This is a genomic window from Thermococcus aggregans (assembly GCF_024022995.1).
GTDB lineage: Archaea > Methanobacteriota_B > Thermococci > Thermococcales > Thermococcaceae > Thermococcus_A > Thermococcus_A aggregans.
In genome coordinates, this window is sequence record NZ_CP099582.1 from 57857 (window position 1) to 77867 (window position 20011).

A 20011-nucleotide genomic window follows, 5' to 3' on the forward strand; every position below is an offset into this window, starting at 1 on the left:
TGTCTAAGCCACCAAGCGTCATAGAAACCCTTTAAAAGCCTACTCTCGAATCCCATCCACGATGATAGAGGTAGTAAAAAACGACTTCGTTAAGTCCTACCGTCTACAGCAGAGCCTCGAAGCCCTTGAGCGAGTTAGAGGAGAGATTAGCGAAAAAGCCTACGAAAGGTTAAAAGCTCTGCTTCATTACAGACTCTACGGAAAGGAATTTGATAGAAGCAGGATCAAAGAAAAAATAGCTTTAGCCTTTTCAATGGGGAGCGACAGTACTGCAACACTTTTAATCCTACGCTGGGCCGGTTTTGATGTTGTCCCGGTTATGGTAAAGCTCCCACAAATGGAGGACGTAGTATTGCTAAGAGCTCAGAGCTACGGGGCGGTTTTTGTTGAAGTTCCCAAATATATGGAAGTCATAAACTCCCAAATACAAAAGAGAGCTCCCATATGCGGTAAGTGCCACTCAATGATAATGGAAGCCGTCAAAAACTACGCAAGAAAAAATGGAATAAAAATAGTGGCCTCGGGGGATCTGCTTAGCTTTGGGAGTATTTCAATCTACAAGGAAGAGGACTTGATAAAGCTAAACTTTCCTGCGTTTTTAGCTCTGGACAAGAGGGAAGCAATAAAAATACTTGACAGGAAATACACACTAGGGTTTGGTTGCTCCTTGTGGAAAAGCGCCACTAAAACAGCACCAATCTTAAAGCGCTTTGGCATCCAGAGGGTGTTGAGAGAGCTCAGGGCGGGAGCAATAGACAAGGAAATAGCAAAAGCCCTCATCAAAGATATCCTAAAAAGTTAAGATTCTATAGGGGGAAGGAGGTGAGGACGTGAAGCGAGAGCGCTCTCTACTTCAAGTCATTAGAGAGCGAACTGCAAAAACATCCATGAGGAAAAAAAGAAGGAAGAACATTATCCTCTTAGCAATTTCAATGTTTTTGGCTAACATAAGCTGGGGAATAGCTTTTCCATACCTTGGAGTGTACATGAAGCTTCTTGGAGGGTCGCTTTTTCTTGTGGGCCTTCTCAATGTTGCTTTCAATTTAACATCAAGCATAGCTCAATATCCCTTTGGGTATCTCTCAGATAAAACCGGAAGGAGAAAGCCGTTTATCGCTTTCGGAATATTTTCTTCAGGTTTTATGTACTTCCTTGTGATATTTGCCACAACCCCCTCCATGCTCCTTGGAATAAGAATTCTTCAAGGAATTCTAAGTTCCTCATTTTCTCCTGCTCATACCGCATTTATTGCAGAGCTTTCAGTTATGGAGAGAATCGGGTCAAGTTACGGGTTCTTCAACTTCGTTGAAAACACCGGCTATATGCTGGGCAACTTCTTGGGAAGTGGAATAGTCAAAACTCTCGGCATCAAAAGTGCTTTTGTGATATCTTCCTTAATTTCTATAGTTTCAGCTGGAATTGCATTGCTTATTGAGGAAACTCCCCACCCAGCTCCACGCGCCGAAAAACCGATAATCACTCAAGAAGGCAGAGAGAGTGAAAGAACAATTCTTGAGAGAAGCGCATTCAAGAGCCTTTTAAGAGGGAAGCTCGGAATCTTCTACTTATCTGTTTTGCTTGCGATGATAGCCTCGGGCCAAGTTTACTCAGTGCTTTCGGTATACTTTGAAGAGAAATTTGGAAACCAGTGGGTTGGAATACTATTCGGTGTCGATTCTATGGCGGCTGCTCTAAGCGCACCATTTATAGGCAAAGCCATTGATAAAAAAGGCGCAAAAACAATCTTTCTTTTGTCTCTCATAGGCTACATGATAGTGTTCTACGGTTACGGAGCAATTACAAGCATTTACCTAATGATTGCCATATCCATTCTTTCGGGAATAAAATGGTCGGCATTTATTAGTGCGTCATCTTCTTATGTGGCACTTAATGTAGAGGACAGAATGAAAGCGCAGGCTATGGGGATATTAAACACAATGATGAGCATTGGATGGGTTGTTGGACCTTTAATAGGAGGTTATCTTAGCGAAATGAGTTTTAAAATTAACTTCCTTTCCTCACTAATACCACTTGGTCTGGCAGTTGCTTTAACTCTCCATTCCAAAATCTTAAAAGATGTGTAGAGAAAGCATTCACATGCTCTACGTTGAAATACTCGGAAACCTCCCGGAAATGGCCCAAGGAGAAGTCAGGGCACTATTGGAGATGGCTAGTCCAGAGTTTAAAATCATTGAGCGAGACTACCTCTTCCTTGCAGTCAAAGGCGACGAACGTGCTTTTCCATTTCTTAATAGGCTCGGCTTAGCACATGAATACGGCAGGCTTTTGTTTTCCGCTGAAAGCTTGGAGGAGCTTTACTCAAAAGCAGAAAATACTGAATGGGAGAAGTACATTCAAGGAACATTCAAAGTCGACAGGGAAACCATGGCAAACTGCTCTCATAGGGTAGAGGATGTTGAAAGAAAGCTGGGAGCGTTAATATCAAAAAGAGGGTTCAAAGTAAACTTAAGCTCTCCCGATACACTGATTAGAGTTTACTGTGGAAAAAAGCTCTGGGTCGGGGTTAGGGAAAGATTTTTCAAGGCAAAGCCTTTCAACGAGCGAAAAGCGGATCAAAGACCATTTTACAAGCCCATAGCATTGCCTCCTAGAGTTGCGAGGGCGATGGTAAATTTATCTAGGGCAAGAAGAGAGATACTCGACCCCTTTATGGGCACCGGTGGGATACTCATTGAAGCGGGCCTCATGGGATTAAGGGCCTATGGGGTGGATTTAAGGAAAGACATGGTCGAAGGGGCTAAACGGAATTTAGAGTACTATGGAGTTAAGGACTACGTTTTAAAGCAAGGAGACGCGACAAAACTTAAAGAACTCTTTCCAAATAAGACCTTTGAAGCAGTTGCGACGGATCCACCCTATGGAAGTTCTGCAACCTTAGGCGGGAGGAAAAGAGAAGAGCTGTATGAAAAAGCCCTATCAAGCATTTATGAAGTGCTTGATGGTTATTTAAGCATAGCCTTTCCAGCTCAGTTCAATGCAGAGAAGGTAGCAGAGAGGATTGGCTTCGAAGTCCTAGAAAAATACTATCAGAGAGTTCACTCCTCGCTGGACAGGTACTTCTATGTTATGCGCACCTGAAAGCTTTCTCACGCTTTTTATTTTTTCTTGTATAACCAAGTTTTAAATTTTGACAAAAAAGTTATAAAATTCTATGGGAATGCAGAATACAGAGGTGAGAAGATGGAGGGATACGAGATAACGCCTGTGGAAAAGAGCAAAAGAACTTTTACATTCCTAACACTCTTTGCAATATGGTTTGGAGCTGGAATAAGCATCGCAGAGTTCTGGGCTGGAGCACTGCTAACTCCAGCTCTCTCATTGGGCATGGCCATTTTTATAATAATCATCGGGCATATCTTGGGAAACGCGGTAATGGGCTTAATAGCCCTCGAAGGTGAGGAAACTGGACTGCCAACCATGGTGCTCTCAAGAGCCCCACTAGGAATTAAGGGTTCAATCTTGCCTTCAATCCTAAACTACCTCCAGCTCATAGGCTGGACAGCCATTATGCTCATAGTAGGTGCGAACGCAATGAACGGAGTATCAAAAGCCTTTGGATTTGAAAGCTATGCTCTTTGGGTAATCCTCTTGGGCTTTATCGTTACAGGGTGGACGTATATAGGGCCAAAGAACTGGGAAAAAGTTGAGAAAACAGCGGCTCTGCTCTTACTTGCACTAAGCCTGTGGCTTACTTATGTTACGCTTAAAAGATTCCCCTTGAGTGAGCTACTCTCCAAGCCCGGAACAGGAGAAATAGGCGTTATGCTAGCGTTGGATTTAGTAATAGCAATGCCCCTCTCATGGGCACCTCTGATAGCAGATTATTCAAGGTTTGCCAAGGACAAAAGTTCAGCATTATGGGGGACTTATCTGGGCTATTTCATATCCTCAAGTCTGTTCTACTTCGTTGGAGCACTAACAAATATGGCGATTGGAAAAGGAGACCCCATTGAAATCATAGCTGCTTACGGCGTAGGAATTCCTGCAATGCTGATAATAATCTTCTCCACAGTAACCACAACCTTCCTTGACGTATACTCAGCGGCAATAACTTACAAGAACATCTCGCCAGGAGCAGACGCAAAGAAGCAAGTGCTTTTAGTTGGCTTCCTTGGGACTCTATTAGCTTTAGTATTCCCAATGGAGCAGTATGAAAGCTTTCTGCTGCTCATAGGAGGAGCCTTCGTGTCCTTAGCAGCAATAATGATAACCGACTACTTCCTTGTAAGAAAAACCTACGTCCCAGAGGAGCTGCTTGATGAAAACGGCCCATTTGCCGGATATAATCTAAAAGCAATAGCGATCTGGGGAATAGGCTTTGCATTCTATATGGGCCTAGCCATAGAGGGGCTTTTTGGAATCCATATTCCAATGTTAAGCGAGCTTGGCTTTAAACTTGGCTCTAGTATTCCAACGTTCATACTTGTAAGCCTTCTCTACTACCTTTTCGGGAGGTAAAGAAAATGAAGGTTAGCGATGCTCTAAGACAAAGGGCAGATTACATCTGGCAGAAAATACTAAATCATCCTTTTGTAGTCGAATTATACCAAGGCACGCTGCCAATTGAAAAGTTCAAATTTTATGTGCTTCAAGACTACAACTATCTTGTGGGACTAACGAGAACTTTAACAATAATTGCCTCTAAAAGCGACTTTGATCTCATGAGAAAAGTCCTAAAGCTGGCTCAGGAGGAAGCCAGCACTGAACTTGCCAACTATGAAAGGCTCTTAGAAGAATTAGGACTCACAATCGAAGATGCAGTTAGAGAGGAACCCAGCCCAACCAATTATGCATACATGAACTTCATGAATCTCATGGCATTTTTAGGAACTCCTTACGAAGGCCTAGCTGCCATCATGCCTTGCTTCTGGAGTTATATGGAGATAGCCAGGTATCATGAAAGGTTATTGGAAACCAACGAAAATTCTCTCTACGTAAACTGGGCTAAGGTGTATCTCTCCAAGGAATATGTCGAACTTGTGGAGGATCTGAAAGGGTTGCTGGATAAAGCCAGTGAAATCGAATTTCATAAGCTAGAGAGCGTTTTCGAAAGAGCAAGTAAATATGAATACATGTTTTGGGACATGGCCTATAAGATGGAGAGGTGGCCCGTATGAAGGTGGAATGGATTGGTAGAGCTTTAGAAAAGCTTAGAGAAAAGAAGCCCTTAGTGCACAATATAACCAACTACGTTGTCATGAACACCACGGCAAACGCTCTTCTGGCTATAGGAGCTTCCCCTGTTATAGCTCACGCAATAGAGGAGCTTGAGGATATGATAGCTCTGGCAGATGCCCTTGTAATAAACATCGGGACCCTCGATGAGCATAAGATATATTCCATGCTCAAGGCAGTTGAAATTGCTAAGAACCTCAAAAAGCCCGTAATTTTAGATCCAGTTGGTGCTGGAGCAACAAAGCTAAGAACAAAGACCTCCCTAATGCTACTGGAAGTTGGAGATATAAGCGTAGTTAGGGGCAACTTTGGGGAGATGGCAGCCCTTCTTGGCGAGCAGGGGAAAACCAGAGGGGTAGATTCTCTGACGTATGATAAGGAAGCCGCAAAAGACCTTGCAAAAGCAGTAGCTAAAGAGTTTGGAGTTATAGCGGCAGTTACCGGAGCTATTGATTACGTAAGTGATGGGAGGAGAACTTATGCCATAGAAAATGGAACCCCAATGCTTGGGAGGGTAACGGGGACGGGATGCATGACCACCGCAATAATAGGGGCGTTTTTAGCAGTTGAAGAACCCCTAAAGGCTTCTGTAGCCGGGTTAACAACTTTTGAGATTGCCGCAGAAAAGGCCTTTGAAGAGTCCCCTTATCCGGGAAGCTTTCATGTGAAACTCTACGACTGGCTTTACAGAATTGATGGAGAGGTCATAAAAGAGAGAGCCAAGGTGAGGGAAGTTGAACCTTAGGAAAAAGCTGAAGCTGTATGTTATCACTGATAGAAGGCTAAAACCAGAAGTAGAAAGTGTCAGGGAAGCCTTAGAAGGCGGTGCAACTTCAATTCAGCTGAGAATAAAAAATGCCCCAACAAGAGAAATGATAGAAATTGGCAAGGAAATTAGGAAGCTGACAAGAGAATACGATGCCCTATACTTTGTAGATGACCGGTTAGATGTAGTTCTGGCAACAGATGCAGATGGAGTTCAATTAGGCCCAGAAGATATGCCTATTTCCCTTGCTAAAGAGATAGCACCGAATCTTATAATCGGAGCATCTGTTTACAGTTTAGAAGAAGCCCTAAAAGCAGAGGAGGAAGGAGCAGACTATCTGGGAGCAGGTTCCGTTTTTCCAACATCAACAAAAAAGGACGCAAAAGTTATTGGTCTAGAGGGTCTTAGGAAAATAGTGGAGTTGGTAAAAATTCCCGTTGTGGCGATAGGTGGCATAACTCACGAAAACATCAGGGAAGTTCTCAAAACCGGTGTAGATGGGATTGCAGTTATTTCTGCAATAATGGGGGCAGAAGATGTGAAAAGAGCCACGGAAGAAATGAGAAAAATTATAGAGGAGGTTCTCGGATAGGGGGTGATAGAATGATTAGAAAAGCTTTGACAATTGCTGGAAGTGATAGTGGAGGCGGAGCCGGGATAGAGGCAGACCTAAAGACTTTCTCCGCCTTCGGTGTTCACGGCTTAGTCGCAATAACTTCTGTAACAGCCCAAAACACCCAAGAGGTTAGGGCTATCTACGATGTTACACCGGAAGTAGTTGCAAAGCAAATAGAGGCCGTTGTGGAAGATATTGGAGTGGATGCTGCAAAGACAGGCATGCTGAGCAATGCCGAGATTATCAAAGCCGTTGCAAAGACCGTAAAAAAATATGACTTTCCCCTTGTGGTTGACCCTGTCATGATAGCCAAAAGCGGGGCGCCGTTGCTTAGGGAAGATGCTATGGACGCTTTGATTGAGAAGATAATCCCCCTCGCAAAGGTGGTAACTCCCAACAGGCCAGAGGCTGAGAAGCTGAGCGGGATAAAGATTGAGAGCCTTGAGGATGCAAAGAAAGCCGCAAAGATCATCGTGGAAGAGCTGGGAGCTGAAGGGGCAATAGTAAAAGGAGGCCACTTGGGATTAAGTGAAGCTGTGGATGTGCTTTATTTTAACGGAGAATTCAAAGAATATAGGGCACCATTTGTCCAAGGCTGCACCCATGGCACAGGATGCTCTTTCTCTGCGGCAATAACGGCAAATTTGGCAAAGGGGAAGAAGCTCGAAGAGGCCGTTAGAATAGCAAAGAAGTTCATAACGATGGGAATCTACTACGGAGCGAAAATAGGGCACGGCCACTGCCCTGTTAACCAGAACGCCTGGATAGAGATTCCAGCCGAAAAGTGGAGAGTTTACGAATCCCTAAGCAAGGCCGTTAAAGAACTCCTAACCCTTGAAAACCTTCCCAAATACGTCCCTGAGGTTGGTATGAACTTCGTTTACGCGTTGCCCAAGCTTTATGCAAAAGACAAGGATGACGTTGCTGGGGTCAAAGGACGGATAGTGAAGTTTGGAAACACCGTAAAGCCCGTAGGAGGAATAGAATTCGGAGCTTCAGATCACCTGGCAAGAGCGATTTTAACGTTCATGGAGTTCTTTCCCGAAGTCAGGAGTGCATTAAACTTGAAATACAGTGAGGAGCTCATCAAGAAAGCCTCCAGCTTGGGACTTAAAGTGTCCTTCTACGATAGAAGGGAAGAACCAGAAGAAATAAAAGCCAAAGAAGGCGGCACCATTCCATGGGGAATAAAAACCGCGATTGAAAGACTAAACGACAGGCCTGACGTGATTTATCACCTCGGGGACCGGGGCAAAGAGCCAATGATCTTAATATTCGGCGAAAGCCCGGAAGTTACGTTGAAAAAATTAAAAATGCTCATTGGATGATTTTGTGGATTTTTGCTTTTTATTCCTTAAAAGTCTTTAAGTATTCCTCAATTTCGAATTCTTCTCGTTTAGTGCTAACTTCTAGCTTGTATTCAACTTTTGAGGGCAAGAATGGTTTATACTCCCAGCCCAAGCTTTGTTTTCTTGCTTTAAACTCTTCCCATGCTTTCTCTAAAATCGCTGGGGTCAGGAAAATATCTATTAACGACAAAGCCATTACCTTAGCTGCTGTAATCATACCTTCGTATCCTATTGAACTCCCAGAATACTTTGTAAACTCCAAACTGTGAGTAGGCGTTCCCATTGGGGCACACGCTGTCGTTAGTTGGCCAGAAGTTGGAACTATCCAGCTAACATCCCCTACATCCGTCGATGCGGTCATTCCCCTCCATTCCCCTCCTAGTTCCCACCCTTCAAATTTCCCAATACCTGTATGGAGCTTTTCTGTTTTTAAGGCATCTTTTGGGAACTTTGGAGGGCCTACTAGCTGTAGGTTTTCATAAACTACCGAGGACAACACTTTATTGGGCAATATCGGATAACAAGCCCCCTTGCTGAATATCTCGACTTTTGTCCCAGTACCGATTGTAGCAGCTATTGCACATTCATCGACCTTTCTCGAAAGCTCTACAAAGTGCTTCATATCATACGATCTAACACCGAGTACAACTTCGGCAAAATCTGGCACTATATTTGGAGCATCACCTCCTTTGGTAATTATGTAGTGAATCCTATCCTTTTCCCATATGTGCTCCCGTAGAAATTCTATCGAATTTAGGAATAAAATTGCAGCGTCTAATGCGCTTTTTCCTTCCCAGGGAGTGCCCCCTGCGTGAGCGGATTTGCCATAGAATCTGTAAACTTTTAGCTCCGCTGCAGTTGAACTATCATAGCGAATCGCATTCTCCCAGTAAGGATGCCACTGAATAACCCCATCAAGTCCATTGAAGACTCCCTTAGCGGCCATTATTATTTTTCCCAAAACGACTTCCTCAGCAGGACACCCAAAGACTTTTACCGTTCCAGTTATATTGTGCTTTTCTAATACTTCTCTAACAGCTATCCCTGCAGCAACACTTGCAGTTCCAAGTAAGTTATGCCCACATCCATGACCAGGGTTACCTGATCCGTCTGGAGCTAAACCTGGTAAGGCATCGTATTCGGCTAAGAGACCCAGTACTGGTTTCCCTGATCCCCATGTGGCTACAAAGGCTGTAGGTAGGTCTGCTACACCTCTTTTAACTTCAAAATCGAACTCCTCCAGTGTATCTGCAAGTATTTTTGATGATTTGAATTCTTCAAACGCTAGCTCGGGGTGCTCCCATATATACTGAGCTATTTCTACGAACTTTTCTTTGTTGCTGTCTATAAACGCTATGGCTTCCTGCTTCAGTATCTCTTTTAGTCTCGTTTCTTCCATAGAGCACCACCTCTAAACAAATATGCCATTACCCCTCCAAAAGCTCCCCAATAACCCTAGCCATTAATGTTCTGGGTAAAACGACAGGCTTCTTCGTGATTTCTTTCACAATTTTCTTAGAAGATAACGTGTACCCAATGCAGTCCATTACAATAAGATCACATTCTTTCAACTCTTGAGCAGCTTTTATGAAGTCCTCTTTCTTTCCAATGTAAGGAGAAACACTCTGAACTTTGAGATTTTCAGCAATTCCCTCCCACTTTCTTCGTGTCATTTCTACTTGATCAGGGTCCGGAACTATGACTCCAAGATTTGAAACTCCTAGAGCGCTTACTGTTTTTAAAAGAAGTAAAGAAGGTTCAACAAGCAGTTTTCTCGATGTTAACTCCGGGAACTCCCCCGTGCAAAGAAATCCAATGACGTCAACTTCCTCCTCTAGTTTCTTTATGCATTCCTGAAGTCTTTTGACGATTTTTTCTCTGCTGAGTCTAACCTGCGTACCATCCCTAAGCCTGCTCACTAGAACATAATCACCCTCTTTTGGGGCCAATTCCTTGATTTCCTCAAGCGTTAAGCCATCCAAAGCCCCGCACTCGATGATCTCAGCATCTCCAAGATATGGCTTTATTTCTGGAACAACGTCAACTCTAGGCGATTGCCCTATCGTTATAAAGCCGACTTTCATTTTACTTCCTCCCAAGAGTCTGGAGGTGTTTCATCGAGCCATAGAGCTCAACCAAGCGTTTGAATTCCTCCTCATCGTAGAACTTCACCTTACCCCTACCAAAGCCTTTAGCGACCTCAATACAGAACCTTGCTGCTTGCTCGATGTCCACTACGTGGCTAGCCCCAGTTGCACATCCTGGAACTGGAACCTCGGCAGTTATAGCAACTCCAACTACAGGAGCGTCTGTAGCGGTGGCTGGCTGTAAAATGCTGTTTATGTGATAAACTCCATTTCCATAGGGAGTTATGTCCTGCATTGTAATTGGCACTACCGCAGGCATTTTTCCAGTCACATACTGCATTATGTCCAGCAGATCGTCGCTTACCCTTAATATCCAGCCTTCCTTTACGGTTGGGGTTATAGCAAAGCCCCTAACATTTATTATTCTGTTTCCTTTCGTGGTATCCACAGAAAGAATGGCATCCATTCTTGGATCGACTTCATATTTGTTCATTGTGGCCATGTCTACTGGGGAACCCATAAATGGAACAGGATCATGAGGCTGAGTGGGAGCATTTGGACAGATGTGTGTAGCAATTATCACGTCACCGTCTAAGATATCTCCGTTCCTCCTCATGTCAGCGAGCTTTAGGGCAACTGCTATTGCAGTTATTGCACCATCAGCATCTGAAACCAAGCCAATCATCTCGGGTCTTGCTCCAATTCCTCCCAATCTCCCAATTACTCCAAGTGTCGGGGCGTTTCCGCCGGAGAGTTTTCCGTTCTTTCCTGGCACGACGATCTTGATAAAGTCAGTGGAGCCTTTTTCTCCCTCTATTCTGTGAACTTCAATGTTCTCTAAACCCCTTTCCCTGAGTATTTCCGCGACTTTTTCTCCGGTAACATATGCACTGTCCAACAACTCATATGCCTCTATTACTTGCTTCATCATTTTCGCTTACCCCCTAAACAATCTTTTTTCCAATTATTTCTTCGACTTGCTTCAAAACTTCGGCATCCTTAACGCCGGCACCCAAAATAACGTGTTCCTTAGGTATTACAAGTTTATCTCTTAGTAACATAACTACTAACTTGACATAAAGTTTTAAATCTCTTCCGTTGACGTAGTAAAGATAACTTGGCATTTCTTTCTGAAGACCATCTAAAACAAAAGCTAGAACAAAACTTAATCAGAAATTGTACTGTATATCTCGACCCTTATCGACAGAAGGTCAACCAAAGCTATTTCTTCTAATTTTATCTAAAGAGAAAATTTTAAGTAGAAAACAAACAAAAATTATAGGGGGTAAACGTGAACAACCCTTCCCCAAGCAAACCCAGAAGCGCGAAAAGTAAAAAGATATCCATAATCATAGGTAAAAAACGCCATATAATGCTTCAACGAAAAGAGGAGCTGAGCCACAACATCAGGTACATCTCCAAGGTGCCTGTTAAATTAGTCATGGACAGAGAATTTTTAACTGTTCGCCCCGAAGATCCCCTAACAGTTCTAATCGGCAAATTCACAAGCGAAGAAACTTCTGCAGTAGTCGTTGATAAAGATGGGAAACTCCTTGGATTCATAACGATGAAAGACCTCCTACACTTTTTTGCAACGCCGAGAAGGTATTCAGTTGTCGGTTTAGGTTTGCTGAAAAAATACACTTTAACCCGTGCTTCTAGGGTAGAGGACATAATGGTAACAAAGCCGATAACCATCCACGTGGATGACAACATTGGGCAAGCTATTAAGCTTATGACGGAGACCGGAAAACACCACCTGCCCGTTATTGACGATGAAAAAAAGGTTCACGGCTTGCTGGAAGTTAAGGACATAATTCGGCTTATCAGAATTGTTGCGCTTTAATCAGCGGGAGATGAAAAACATGGACGTGTTCCTTGAACTCGCAGTGATCCTAATAGTTGCTAAATTATTTGGATATCTAGCTACAAAAGTCAAAATGCCGGGAGCCCTTGGTCAGCTTATTGGGGGAATGCTCATTGGATCCTCTGTTTTAAACATAGTAAGCTATTCTGAAGGAGTCCATTTAATAAGTGAGATGGGCGTGGTTTTGCTTCTATTTCTTGCCGGTCTTGAAACTGATGTTGAAGAATTTAAGAGCGTTGGAGTGCCTGCTTTTCTTATCGCCCTTGGTGGGGTTGTGGTCCCTTTCGCAATGGGCTATTACATATCCGAATGGTTTGGGTATGGAAGAACTGAAGCCTTGTTTCTGGGGGGAATTTTGACAGCTACAAGCGTTGGATTAACCGCAAGCATCCTAATGGAAATGAAAAGACTCCGGACAAAGGAAGGGACGGCAATTTTAGCCAGTGCCGTCGTTGATGATGTCCTTGGAATTATAGTTCTCACGACTCTAATTGCCATGCACAGAAAGGGGCATGTGTACATAGAGGACCTAGGAATTTTAATTGGGGAAATAGCGGTGTTCTTTATAGTCAGCTGGCTTGTTGGAAAACCAATTGTTAAAGAAGTCCTGCTCCTCTCTGAAAGAATCGACTTACCGGAAACTTTAACAGCATTTGCCCTTGCTTTAACCCTTATTTTTGCATATATAGCTGAGCAGTTTAGGATAGCAGGAATAACCGGAGCTTATTTAGCAGGAGTGCTGATAGCACAAACAGATGAGGCAAAGAGAATTAGTGACAAGATGATAACCCTTTCCTACTCCCTTTTCGTTCCCGTCTTCCTCGTGGGAATTGGAATAAAGACCGACATTAAAGTTCTTTTACATGCAGGGGCGTTTGCAGTTCTATATTCCATAATAGCAATAATAGGGAAAATCTTAGGCTGTGGAGCAGGGGCATTGATAGCTAAATTTAAACCTAAAGAGGCCCTTAGAGTCGGCGTTGGAATGATTCCCAGAATGGAAGTTGCGCTAATTATGGCCAACGTCGCCCTTACTGAAGGCGTCTTTGACAATAAATTATTCTCAATTCCTGTAACAATGGTCATGCTGACGACGTTTATAACCCCCCCACTCCTGAAGTGGGTGTTCTCGAGGGATTAATATGGAAACGCTTATTATGTTGGCTTTAATGCTGGCGATGGCAAAGCTCCTTGGATGGGTATTTGAAAAAATTGGCCAGCCTGTTGTTCTCGGTCAGATTCTTGGAGGACTGATTATAGGAGTTTTTGCAGAGAGCAACGAAACAATTAGAGAGTTCTCAAACCTTGGGGTTCTTTTACTCCTATTTCTTGCAGGTATTGAAAGCGACCTTCAAGAGTTTAGAAGGGTTGGGAGACCGAGTATCCTTGTCGCCGGTATTGGAGTTCTTTTCTCATTCATATTGGGATTTCTGGTAGCATATCCGTTTGTGGAGTTTCACGAGGCTCTGCTCTACGGTGCAATAATGACCCCCACGAGCGTCAGCATAACTGTAAGGGTTCTAATGGAGCTTAGAAGGCTTAGGACAAGGGAAGGCACTACTATTCTGGCAGCTGCCGTTGTTGATGATGTTCTTGGAATCCTTGTTCTTACAGTGATCATCTCCCTACTCCGCGAGGGTAGCATAGATTACAGAACCATTGTGGAAATCCTCGTAGAGGTTAGTGGTTTTCTGGCCATATTCCTATACCTCGGCCCTGTATTTGCAGAGAAAGCTTTTAAGAGAATCTCGCACATAGATTTGCCCGAATCAACAACGGCATTTGCGATTGTATTTTTGATACTGTTTGCATATATGGCTGAGCACCTAAACCTTGCTTCCATCTTAGGGGCGTACATGGTAGGTCTCACCATAGGACAAACAAGCTACAAAAAGCAGGTTGAAGATCATGTAAGTATCTTGGGTTATTCCCTGTTTATACCCATCTTTTTTGTTGAAGTCGGTATGAGAATCGAACTAAGTTACATACGTTACGCAAGTCTCTTCGCAGTTCTCTATACCATTATGGCAGTAGTAAGCAAAATAGCTGGATGTGGACTTGGAGCATACTTGGCAGGCTTTGATTTCAAAGCATCCTTGAGAATTGGTATTGGCATGATCCCAAGACTTGGAGTGGAGCTTGCCATGTTAACAATAGCGCTGTCAAGTGGAATCATAGGTTCTGAGGCATTGACTATCGCAATCTTCATGGTGTTCGTAACCACTATACTAACACCGCCTTTACTGAAATGGGCATATAAAAGGTAAACCAATTGACAAACTTGTAGAAAATCTATAATCCCATTCACCAAAGATTCTAAGGGAAATTATTTATATTTGTTAAGGATGATAAATAAATAGGGTAAAGTCCAAAGGTGGATTTTATGGTATATGTACTCGTTAAAGAAACGATATCAAAAGGGAAGCTGAAGGATTTGATAGTGCTAATAGGGGACAAAGAGAGAATAAACAACTTCATCTATGAAAACCTCAAAAAATTCTACAAGGATGGCGGGAGTTTTGTAAAGCGAAAAGAAACAGAAGATAGGCTTTACGAACTATGGGAGCTCCATAAACCAGATGGAGAAACTGTTGAGTTGCGATTTTATGTGTTCGGAGATGAGGACATAGACTCCATCAATATAATCGAATAAAAGTTGGTGCGGTGGCCGGGATTTGAACCCGGGTCACCGGCTTGGGAGGCCGGTGTCCTAGACCAGGCTAGACTACCACCGCTCAACAACAAATAATGAGAAAAGGGTTTAAAAGCTTTACTTTAAGCGCTCCAGAATTATAGCGGGACAGACCTTCGTAACACCGTCAATTTTTCCTATTTTGTTTGACATTATATCCGCGAGATCCTCTCCGTCCTTTGCCCATATTTCTGCCATTATCATGTGATCGCCACTTGAAAGGTAAAGCTCCTTAACGAAATCAAACTCCTTTAGTTTATTAGCCACTTCAAACAGCTTTTCCGGCTTAGTATCGACTCCAGTTATGCTTATCAGATTGTACCCGAGTTTTTGAGGATGTACCCTGATCGTATACTGCTGTATAATGCCCTTTTCTTCTAAAGCCCTAACCCTCTTTCTTACAGCCGTCTCGCTTATGCCCAAAACCTTAGCTATTTCCGTGAAAGGCGTCCTAGCGTCTTTTGTTAACATTTCAATTATTATCTTGTCCCTCTCATCTAGCATAAACTTCCCCCCGTAGTCATTTTGTCAAACAGGTATATTAACTTTGTTAAACCTTAGAGTTCATCTTTCAAACTTAATTTTGCAACAATTTCAACATGAGGAGTATGGGGAAACATATCAAGCCCGAGTATGCTTTCTATTGAGTACTCTTTTTTAAGCATTTCAATATTTTCAGCGAAGGTTTTAGGATTGCAAGAGACGTAAACTAAATTCTCGGGCAAATCGTTCAATATCTTCCTTATTAGCTTTGGATGTAGGCCGGCTCTCGGCGGATCGACTATGACCGTGTCATATGACCTTAAGCTTTCAACGTCTTTATCAGCGCCGACTCTAAACTCGGCATCAACGTTGTTTATTTCCACGTTTTTCTTAGCCATCTCGACTGCAAATGGGTTTATCTCAATGCCCTCCACCTTAAATCCTTTCTTGGCTAAGTATATTCCAAAAGTACCCACTCCCGAATAGAGATCAAGTACCTTTTCACCTTCAACAAGTTCTGCCACTTTCTTTACGAGGTTAACCGCCTGATAAGAGTTTGTTTGGAAAAATGAGTTGGGGTGAATTAAGTAAGTCACGTTGTCAAGGGTCTCTCTAATGAATTCCTCCCCCCAGAACTTTTTTGGCTCACCATAAGAGACATCGCTTTTTGTATTGTTGATGCTCCAATAAATGGAGTCAGCAAAACTAAAATACTGAGCAACTTCCTCTGGAAGTTCCCCCTCTGAAGTAACCAGATTCACCATAAGTTCCCCTGTGAATTTTCCTTCCCTAAGCACGATATATCTTAAAAATCCCTCACTTTTCTTTAAATCCCAAAGCTGAATACCAAAATCCTCTATAAACTCCCTCAAGGCATTCAACGCTTTCCTGCTGTTTTTTCCAAACACTTCACAATCTTCAATGTCAATTACATCCCACCAAGTTCCTCTTCTCCTAAACCCTATTCCCTTCGTGGTCGTCGCAACGTCAATTCTGTTTCGATGTCCATAAATTTTTGGAGATGGGACTACGTCTACTTCAGTGTTGAGGAGACGGGCAAGCTTCTCTTCTTTAAACTTTATCTGCTCTTCATAAGGGATATGCTGGAGCAAGCACCCTCCACACTGTCCAAAATACTGACAAACAGGGTCTGCTCTATTGGGAGAAAACTCAAGTATCTCATAGTCATGGGCGACGAGCTTTTTCTTTTCCCTATGCCACTTCCTTATTTCAACTACGTCACCTGGAGAAGTAAAAGGAACCAATATTGTTTTTTTATCAACTCTCGCCTCGCCAAATCCTTCCTCGCTTAGTCTTTCTATCTTCACTTTCATGTTTCAATGTTTTTTGAAGGTGTATAAAAAGATGCCGCCCCAATTTGGAAATTTTTTGCCATCATATTGTCACAATGCCAACTGAGTGAGGGGTAACCCTTATTAGTGATGAAGGGGGTAATAATAATGGTGTTTTCGTGATGGTTGCTAGAAAAGATGTCATATACAAACTCCTAGCAACTAAGAAAAAAGCTACTTCTCTGCAGAAATTGAGTGAAGAACTTGAAACCCCTATGCCACAACTTTTGCGCACCTTGAAAAATTTAGAATCCGAGGGGCTTGTTGAAATATCCTTTGGAGAGAACAAGGCTACAATAATGGTAAAAGCAAAAACTATTGAGGATTACTTCTGATTCTCTGCCTTTCCTTATATTCAAACAGTTCTCCAACGGTCACAAGGGAAATTAATGTATAGCCTTCCCTTGAGAGTGCCTCTTTTGCACCTTCTTCCCTGTCAACGACCACCATGATGGCAACGACCTTTGCGTCCTCTTCCTCCAAAGCTTTTGCGGCCCTTAAAACGCTATTTCCAGTCGTTGTGACGTCTTCCACTAAAAGAACCCTATCTCCTGCTTCCACAACCCCTTCAATCTGCCTTCCAGTACCGTAGCTTTTTTTCTTTTTACGCACGATCAGGATAGGCTTGCCCGTCTCCAAAGCCAGAGAAACGGCTATAGGCACTGCGCCCAACTCCGGCCCGGCTATTTTATCGTACTCAATGCCTAGCTCCTTAGCCTTTGAGCTCATAAGGGAGGCAATTAGCTTCAAAGCTTCGGGCTTGGTTATCAGCTTTTTAATGTTTATGTAGTAGTTACTCTCTTTCCCGGAGCTTAGAATGAAGTGGCCGAACTCTATGGCTTTCTCTTTGAATATCATCTCGATGAGTTTAGCTTTTTTCTTTGACATTTCCATGTAAATCCCCCCATCCATGCTCGAATATGTTAACAAAAAATTTATAAACCTTTGCCGAGTTACTTTGGTCGGGCTTTATGCGGTTCCAAGACGTGATTAGCATAAACGATTTTGGAAAAGAAGATATCGACTATGTTTTGAGGGTTGCAGAAAAGCTTGAAGCGGAACTTAAAGAAAAAGGAACCCTTGAATACGCAAAAGGAAAAGTTCTGGCAACCCTTTTCTTTGAGCCGTCAACAAGAACGAGATTGAGCTTTGAAAGCGCAATGCACAGACTAGGCGGGTCAGTCATAGGGTTTGCCGAGGCATCGAGCACGAGCATCAAAAAGGGAGAGAGCCTCATGGACACGATAAGAACGGTGGAAAACTACGCCGATGTGATAGTGATAAGGCACCCAAGGGAAGGCGCGGCAAGATTGGCCGCTGAAGTTGCCAGGGTTCCCGTAATAAACGCTGGGGACGGGGCAAACCAGCATCCCACGCAGACTTTGCTTGACCTCTACACGATCAAAAAAGAATTCGGGAGAATAGACGGTCTCAACATTGCCCTTCTTGGAGACCTCAAGTACGGAAGAACCGTGCACAGCCTTGCGAAGGCACTCTCTTACTACAACGTGAAGCTTTACTTTGTGGCTCCCAAAGGCTTGGAGATGCCAAGGCACATAGTTGAGGAAGTCTCAAGCAAAGTCGAAGTCGTGGAAACGAGCAAGCTGGAAGAGGTAATTCCCGAGATAGACGTGCTTTACGTGACAAGAATCCAAAAGGAGAGGTTCCCGGATCCCGCAGAGTACAACAAAATCAAGGGCTCGTACAGGGTGGATTTAAAAATCCTAGAGAATGCAAAAGATACGCTAAAAGTCATGCATCCCTTGCCGAGGGTTGATGAAATAGCGTATGAAGTTGATAACACAAAGTATTCTGCGTACTTTAGGCAGGTATGGAGCGGAATCCCGGTCAGAATGGCGCTTCTTGGCATCCTCTTGGAGGTGGTAGAATGAAGGAACTAAAGGTCTCAGCAATTAACAAAGGAACGGTAATAGACCACATACCAGCTGGCAGAGGCTTGAAAGTCCTTGAAATCCTCAATTTGCCTGAAGACAGCACGATACTTGTAGCCATAAACGTAAGAAGCGGAAAGCTTGGAAGAAAGGACATCATAAAAGTCGAAGGGAAGCTGCTTGATGAGGAAGAAGTCAACAAGATAGCCCTTATCGCTCCAACGGCTACGGTAAACATAATAGAGAACTGGGAAGTCAAAGAGAAAAGAAAGGTCGAGATACCCGAGGAAATAGTTGGAATCATAGAATGCGCGAATCCAAACTGCATAACTCACTACGAAGAAGTAAAGCCGAGGTTCAAGGTGATCTCAAAGAAGCCGCTCAAGCTAAGGTGCCACTACTGTGAGAGGACGATGGAAGAGGACATCGTGCTAAAACACCTGCTGTGATGGTCAAAATGATCATTAAAGGGGAAATACTCTCAAAGAGCTTCAAGGGGAATGGCTACATAGTAATCAAGGACGGGCTAATCAAGAGCGTCGGGCGGGAAAAGCCGAAGGGAAGCGTCGATATCGATGCAGAGGATAAGCTTGTTATTCCAGGTTTAATAGATATGCACGCTCATTTCAGGGAACCGGGATACGAGCATAGGGAGACAATAGAAACCGGTTCAAAGGCTGCCGCTCATGGGGGCGTCACAACCGTCGTCCTCATGCCAAACACGAATCCAGCGTTGGATAACCTCGAGACGATAAAGTACGTGAAAAAGAGGGCAGAGGAGATAGGGCTCGTTGACGTTCTCATAGCTGGAGCCATTACAAAGGGCAGAAAGGGGAAAGAGCTCACGAATTTCAAAAAGCTTGCAGAGTACGTTGTGGGATTTAGTGACGATGGAACAACACCTCAAAGCTTCAAAATATTTTTGGAGGCCGCAAAGCTGGCAAAAAGTGTAAACAAGCCGATTTTAGACCACGCGGAGATAGAAGAGCTATCCGGAGGAAGCATGAGGGAAGGGAACTTCTCAAGGCTTTACGGCATAAGCGGGATTCCAGATGTGGCTGAATCAATAGCCGTTGCAAGGGATGTGGAGGTGGCAAGGTACACTGCCGCTCACATCCACATCCAGCACCTCTCAACAAAGGCCTCCGTGGAGATAGTTAGGGAAGGGAAGAAGAGAGGAATTCCGGTGTCGGCTGAAGTTACCCATCACCATCTCATTTTTAAGGACGAAGACCTGAAAGACCGCTCTCCATTTAAAAAAGTCAACCCTCCCCTGCCGAGGGAAGAAGACCAGGAAGAGCTCATAAAAGGGCTCCTCGATGGCACGATAGAGGTAATAGCCAGCGACCATGCGCCATACTCCCTTGAGGAAAAGAGCGTGGACATTGAAAAAGCCCCCTTTGGGATAAGCGGCATTGAGACCCTGCTTTCCTCTTTGATTTTGATATCGAAGAGGCACGAGATTCCTTTTGAGGTTCTTCTGGAAAAGGTCACCTGCAATCCGGCAAAGCTGCTTAACCTTCCATTAAAAGGGGACATAAAACCGGGATACAAGGCGGATATAGTTATCCTAGACCCGGACAAAGAGTGGAGGGTTACGGAGAAAAGCCTGTTCTCAAAGGGCAAGAACACTCCTTTCCTCGGGAAAAGACTCCCTGGAGTAGTTGAGATGACTCTCAAAGAGGGCAAAATACTATACCGGGGGGATTAA

The 20011-nt window shown here is 43.6% G+C and carries 22 protein-coding genes and 1 tRNA gene; 16 read left to right on the forward strand and 7 right to left on the reverse strand.

Annotated features, from left to right (window positions below):
• Positions 1–61: 61 nt before the first annotated feature.
• From NF865_RS00360 to NF865_RS00395, 8 genes are all read left to right on the forward strand, one after another.
• Positions 62–802, forward strand: coding sequence for an ATPase (locus tag NF865_RS00360; protein WP_253304680.1), 741 nt, complete (start codon positions 62–64; stop codon positions 800–802).
• Between the two features lie 28 nt (positions 803–830).
• The gene (locus NF865_RS00365; protein ID WP_253304681.1) at positions 831–2084 is read left to right on the forward strand and encodes an MFS transporter; all 1254 of its coding nucleotides are present in this window, start codon (positions 831–833) and stop codon (positions 2082–2084) included.
• Positions 2085–2097: 13 nt separating this feature from the next.
• Positions 2098–3099: a TIGR01177 family methyltransferase gene (locus NF865_RS00370; protein ID WP_253304682.1), complete on the forward strand. Its 1002-nt coding sequence runs from the start codon at positions 2098–2100 to the stop codon at positions 3097–3099.
• A 102-nt stretch (positions 3100–3201) separates the two neighbouring features.
• Positions 3202–4479 carry a putative hydroxymethylpyrimidine transporter CytX gene (gene cytX, locus NF865_RS00375; protein ID WP_253304683.1) on the forward strand — a complete coding sequence of 426 codons (1278 nt, stop codon included), beginning with the start codon at positions 3202–3204 and terminating at the stop codon, positions 4477–4479.
• Between the two features lie 5 nt (positions 4480–4484).
• Complete coding sequence (gene tenA / locus NF865_RS00380; protein ID WP_253304684.1) at positions 4485–5138, forward strand: thiaminase II; 654 nt, start codon at positions 4485–4487, stop codon at positions 5136–5138.
• Complete coding sequence (gene thiM, locus NF865_RS00385; protein ID WP_436317660.1) at positions 5135–5941, forward strand: hydroxyethylthiazole kinase; 807 nt, start codon at positions 5135–5137, stop codon at positions 5939–5941. Before tenA ends, thiM begins: the two co-directional genes overlap by 4 nt.
• The gene (gene thiE, locus NF865_RS00390; protein ID WP_253304685.1) at positions 5931–6554 is read left to right on the forward strand and encodes a thiamine phosphate synthase; all 624 of its coding nucleotides are present in this window, start codon (positions 5931–5933) and stop codon (positions 6552–6554) included. The genes thiM and thiE overlap by 11 nt, the downstream gene beginning before the upstream one ends.
• An 11-nt stretch (positions 6555–6565) precedes the next feature.
• Positions 6566–7906: a bifunctional hydroxymethylpyrimidine kinase/phosphomethylpyrimidine kinase gene (locus tag NF865_RS00395; RefSeq protein WP_253304686.1), complete on the forward strand. Its 1341-nt coding sequence runs from the start codon at positions 6566–6568 to the stop codon at positions 7904–7906.
• Between the two features lie 19 nt (positions 7907–7925).
• Here NF865_RS00395 and NF865_RS00400 read toward each other — a convergent pair whose 3' ends face one another.
• From NF865_RS00400 to NF865_RS00410, 3 genes are read right to left on the reverse strand one after another with little or no spacing between them, the layout of a single operon-like run.
• Positions 7926–9326 (reverse strand): amidohydrolase, encoded by a 1401-nt coding sequence (locus NF865_RS00400; RefSeq protein ID WP_253304687.1) that lies wholly within the window; start codon positions 9324–9326, stop codon positions 7926–7928.
• A 28-nt stretch (positions 9327–9354) separates the two neighbouring features.
• Positions 9355–10011: an AroM family protein gene (locus tag NF865_RS00405; RefSeq protein WP_253304688.1), complete on the reverse strand. Its 657-nt coding sequence runs from the start codon at positions 10009–10011 to the stop codon at positions 9355–9357.
• A 1-nt stretch (position 10012) separates the two neighbouring features.
• Complete coding sequence (locus NF865_RS00410) at positions 10013–10945, reverse strand: DUF1177 domain-containing protein (protein WP_253304689.1); 933 nt, start codon at positions 10943–10945, stop codon at positions 10013–10015.
• A gap of 360 nt (positions 10946–11305) precedes the next feature.
• On the opposite strand from NF865_RS00410, the gene NF865_RS00415 reads away from it, so the two are divergent.
• The 4 genes from NF865_RS00415 to NF865_RS00430 all read left to right on the forward strand — a co-directional run bounded on the left by NF865_RS00415 (position 11306) and on the right by NF865_RS00430 (position 14534).
• On the forward strand, positions 11306–11860 hold the full coding sequence (locus NF865_RS00415; RefSeq protein WP_436317661.1) for a CBS domain-containing protein: 555 nt from the start codon (positions 11306–11308) through the stop codon (positions 11858–11860).
• A gap of 19 nt (positions 11861–11879) precedes the next feature.
• Positions 11880–13022 (forward strand): cation:proton antiporter, encoded by a 1143-nt coding sequence (locus NF865_RS00420; RefSeq protein ID WP_253304690.1) that lies wholly within the window; start codon positions 11880–11882, stop codon positions 13020–13022.
• 1 nt (position 13023) lies between these two features.
• Positions 13024–14148, forward strand: a complete 1125-nt coding sequence (locus tag NF865_RS00425; RefSeq protein WP_253304691.1) for a cation:proton antiporter — start codon at positions 13024–13026, stop codon at positions 14146–14148.
• 116 nt (positions 14149–14264) lie between these two features.
• On the forward strand, positions 14265–14534 hold the full coding sequence (locus NF865_RS00430) for a hypothetical protein (protein WP_253304692.1): 270 nt from the start codon (positions 14265–14267) through the stop codon (positions 14532–14534).
• Between the two features lie 4 nt (positions 14535–14538).
• Here the strand turns inward: NF865_RS00430 and NF865_RS00435 are convergent.
• The 3 genes from NF865_RS00435 to rlmD form a co-directional block, all read right to left on the reverse strand.
• Positions 14539–14616: transfer RNA gene (locus tag NF865_RS00435), tRNA-Gly, on the reverse strand.
• A gap of 35 nt (positions 14617–14651) precedes the next feature.
• Positions 14652–15077 carry an HTH-type transcriptional regulator LrpA gene (lrpA, locus tag NF865_RS00440; RefSeq protein WP_253304693.1) on the reverse strand — a complete coding sequence of 142 codons (426 nt, stop codon included), beginning with the start codon at positions 15075–15077 and terminating at the stop codon, positions 14652–14654.
• Positions 15078–15130: 53 nt separating this feature from the next.
• Complete coding sequence (rlmD, locus tag NF865_RS00445) at positions 15131–16390, reverse strand: 23S rRNA (uracil(1939)-C(5))-methyltransferase RlmD (protein ID WP_253304694.1); 1260 nt, start codon at positions 16388–16390, stop codon at positions 15131–15133.
• 140 nt (positions 16391–16530) lie between these two features.
• On the opposite strand from rlmD, the gene NF865_RS00450 reads away from it, so the two are divergent.
• Positions 16531–16743, forward strand: coding sequence for an ArsR family transcriptional regulator (locus NF865_RS00450; RefSeq protein ID WP_253304695.1), 213 nt, complete (start codon positions 16531–16533; stop codon positions 16741–16743).
• Here the strand turns inward: NF865_RS00450 and pyrE are convergent.
• Positions 16724–17296, reverse strand: a complete 573-nt coding sequence (pyrE, locus tag NF865_RS00455) for an orotate phosphoribosyltransferase (RefSeq protein ID WP_253305688.1) — start codon at positions 17294–17296, stop codon at positions 16724–16726. The two genes, NF865_RS00450 and pyrE, sit on opposite strands and share 20 nt — an antisense overlap.
• Positions 17297–17379: 83 nt before the next feature.
• On the opposite strand from pyrE, the gene pyrB reads away from it, so the two are divergent.
• Genes pyrB through NF865_RS00470 form a run of 3 tightly spaced genes read left to right on the forward strand, consistent with a single transcriptional unit; the run spans position 17380 to position 20011 of the window.
• Positions 17380–18300 carry an aspartate carbamoyltransferase gene (gene pyrB, locus NF865_RS00460; protein ID WP_253304696.1) on the forward strand — a complete coding sequence of 307 codons (921 nt, stop codon included), beginning with the start codon at positions 17380–17382 and terminating at the stop codon, positions 18298–18300.
• Positions 18297–18749, forward strand: a complete 453-nt coding sequence (gene pyrI, locus NF865_RS00465; protein ID WP_253304697.1) for an aspartate carbamoyltransferase regulatory subunit — start codon at positions 18297–18299, stop codon at positions 18747–18749. Before pyrB ends, pyrI begins: the two co-directional genes overlap by 4 nt.
• 8 nt (positions 18750–18757) lie before the next feature.
• Positions 18758–20011, forward strand: coding sequence for a dihydroorotase (locus NF865_RS00470; protein WP_253304698.1), 1254 nt, complete (start codon positions 18758–18760; stop codon positions 20009–20011).